The organism is Escherichia sp. KCJ4928, from assembly GCF_004352695.1.
Lineage (GTDB): Bacteria > Pseudomonadota > Gammaproteobacteria > Enterobacterales > Enterobacteriaceae > ECMA0423.
Genome location: NZ_SJWV01000841.1, coordinates 1 through 255, shown reverse-complemented (window position 1 = coordinate 255; position 255 = coordinate 1). Strand labels below are relative to the sequence as shown.

The 255-nt window shown below is 60.4% G+C and carries 1 pseudogene; it reads right to left on the bottom strand.

Features of this window, described 5'->3' with window-relative positions:
* Positions 1 to 255 (bottom strand): annotated as a pseudogene (locus tag E0D98_RS27020) (terminase large subunit); the annotation flags it as partial.

Genomic DNA, 255 nt, shown 5'->3' with positions numbered 1-255 from the left:
GCGCCATCAGCGGGTCAATTTTCCCCCGTCCGCTGGCCTGTTTGGTAATAAGGATGGCGTTACCTTTCGGCTCCACCCGGGCATTGCCAACGCACCAGGCCATCAGTGGCTGACCACCATGCACCAGTACTCCCTCAGCCAGTTTGCGCTCGGTGGTTTTTATGGCCCCGCCCAGCTTCCAGCCCTGGCTTATCCCCACAACAATTCCGTCGGGGATCCCGGCTTCCGCCAGTGAATCCAGAATCTGCCCCACAC